At 43.1% G+C, this 1,793-nt stretch carries 1 pseudogene; it reads left to right on the top strand.

Annotated elements, in window-relative coordinates:
- Positions 1-1,574: 1,574 nt before the first annotated feature.
- A pseudogene (locus APB76_RS19070) lies at positions 1,575-1,793 on the top strand (IS110 family transposase); the annotation flags it as partial.

The following is a 1,793-nucleotide window of genomic DNA, read 5'->3' as shown; positions in this document are numbered from 1 at the left end:
GTCCGTCTTGAGCAGTTTGTTAGCTGCTACGCAGAAGGTTGCGTTTTTCACCCAAGTTCCTAATTTGAAGTACATTATTGTTTTTGAATGACAATGTACATAGGACAGCTCGCAAACCAAAACACAGTAGATGATGAAGCATGCTTGGCAGAGGATGCTTTCGAAGAAGCCTACTACCAAGTACGCTAAGCAAATTTAGCTGAGGCAACATTTCAACACCCAAGAAACCACGCCAAAGAACTAGACAAGCACACCACTCCAGTAAGCTGACTTTGGTTAATTCAAGCACTTTTCGAACAGTGCCACTGGCGAGATAGTTTGCGGCCTGGGACTATCAAGTGTGAAGTTAGAGCCCCACATTCATGAGCACTTAAGCCCTTAGTTTCTTTAAATACTAGCTAACGCCCTGCTAAGTGGCTGACAACATAACACAAAACGTAAACAAGCTACCGTAAACACAGAACAAACTTTGAAGTAAACTCGCCGAACGTTGATAGTCCGTCTTAAGCAGATTGTTAGCTGCTACGATTAAGGTTGAGATTCTCACCCAAGTGCCTAGTTTGAAATACATTATTGCTTTCGAGTAACAAAGTACATTGGACAGCTCACAAACCAAGCCCCAATTGATGAAATTGGCCTGGTAAAGAATGCTTTCGAATAAGCCCACTACCAAGTGTGCAAAACTAATTTAGTCACGGTAATGTCAACGCCCAAGAAGCCACACCAAAGAACTAAACAAACGCACCACTTCAGTAAACTGACTTTGGTTGATTCAACCACGTTTCGAACAGTGCCACTGGCGAGATAGTTTGTGCCTTAGAGCTATTAAGTGTGAAGCTAGAACCCAATAATCATGAGCATTTAACCCATAGTTTCCTCAAATTCTAGCTAACGCTGTGTTAAGTGGTGAACAACGCCCCACTTAACTTAATAAAGCCACCTTAATCACTGCACGGGAATTTGCAACCAAAACCGCCGAGCGTTGAGAATCCAGCTTGAACACTTTGTTAATAAAGTACTTTCCGCGTGCTCTACAACCAAACGGACCACCGAACTCAACAGTACAAACTAACCAGATTTTTATTGGCTACTGACCCACTGTCCTTTCCAGAAACCTGCTTTGAGCAAGTAGCCAAACCAAAGTGACAGAGAACAGGCCACCCACTGAAGTCACGGACAGTTAATTGCCACAACGATGTACCTTTGAGAGCGAAGATGGTTGCTGGCATATTAGCGCTTTCGATGTTTTCAAATGGCATTTACGTCAAAGAAACTTCAGAACTCAAAGCACGCTAGAGAGCGAGAATTGGTGCGGAGAAAGGCACAGCCAATGAAGGACTATTTACTCCAAAAACTATTCGTTAACAGTAGCTTATTAACGCCGCATTAAGGTGTGAACAACGCGACCATGAAACTTAACCTTACCACCGTAAACACTGAACTTAACGATGGAAAGAAAAATGCCAAGCGTTGAGAATCACTCTTAAATGCTTTGATACTCATTGAGCCTTCTCCTCCAACTTAGCCTCTCGACTAAGCTGGAAGGCGACGAAACCCAAAACGGAGAAGACTCTATGAGATTCTATAACAACCAGCATAACTATTACTGTGGCATTGATCTGCATGCTCGCTTACTTTACGTCTGTATTCTCGATTCACTTGGCAATAAAATCCTGCACAAGAAGATTGATGCCGATCCCGATGCGCTACTTGAGATAATTACGCCTTACCAAGATAACATCGTCATCGGTGTAGAATGTATGCATTGTTGGTACTGGGTCAGCGATCTGTGC

The sequence above is a fragment of the Vibrio bivalvicida genome (genome assembly GCF_001399455.2).
In the GTDB taxonomy this organism is placed as follows: Bacteria; Pseudomonadota; Gammaproteobacteria; order Enterobacterales; family Vibrionaceae; genus Vibrio; species Vibrio bivalvicida.
Note: the sequence above shows the minus strand (reverse complement) of the source record. Positions and strands in the feature narration are given on the sequence as shown.